Origin of the sequence: Streptomyces sp. DH12 (assembly GCF_020873895.1) — a bacterium.
Taxonomy (GTDB): Bacteria; Actinomycetota; Actinomycetes; order Streptomycetales; family Streptomycetaceae; genus Streptomyces.
In genome coordinates this window covers 1-653 of record NZ_JAHWGT010000378.1, presented here as the reverse complement: position 1 = coordinate 653, position 653 = coordinate 1, and the positions used below count along the sequence as shown (strand labels likewise).

Below are 653 nucleotides of genomic sequence, written 5' to 3'. Positions count from 1 at the left end.
CTTCTGGACGTCCGCCACCGCGTCCAGCACCGGCTCGATCCGCTCACCGGCCGTCTGCGGGTCGCCCCGCACATCGAACTGGACCAGCGCGCTGCGCCCGTCCTTCGACACCGTGCCGCTGTCGTACGGCGAGGTGACGTCCGTGACCTCGCCGGTCCGCTCCACGGCCGTCATCACCGCGGCGACCGCGGAGCGGAACTCCGCGTCGGCGGACGTGAGCCCGGCGTCCTTCGCCTGGACGAGCACGGTCTCGGAGGCCGGCTCCTCGATCCCGGCCTCCTCGATGATGCGGGCCGCGGTGCCGGTCTCCCCCTTGAGCTGTTCACTGTCCTCGACGTCGACCCGGCCCGCGGCCGAGCCGAGCCCCATCGCCAGCACCACGAACAGCACCCAGATGCCGACGGCCGCCCAGCGGTGCCGGGCGCTCCAGCCGCCGGCGCGGGCGGCGAGCCCCCGTACCCGCGTGTCTCCGTTCCCCATGACGGGTCCGCTCCCTCGTCCGCGGCGGCGACCCCCTGCCGCCACCTGACGTTTCGACGGTAGGGGCGGCGTGGGCGCGTCTCGTCGTGCTGCCCGGTGAAGCTGCCGGGCCCGTGGTCATCCCTGTGGTGCGCCCCTTCTCCGCACAGGGGAGGACCGTGGCCCCCTACACA

The 653-nt window shown here is 74.1% G+C and carries 1 protein-coding gene; it reads right to left on the bottom strand.

Annotated features, from left to right (window positions below; translation table 11 throughout):
• Positions 1-480 (bottom strand): MMPL family transporter (locus LPA54_RS34665; protein WP_228984603.1); only part of this gene is annotated, 480 nt, incomplete at its 3' end.
• Positions 481-653 lie beyond the last annotated feature (173 nt).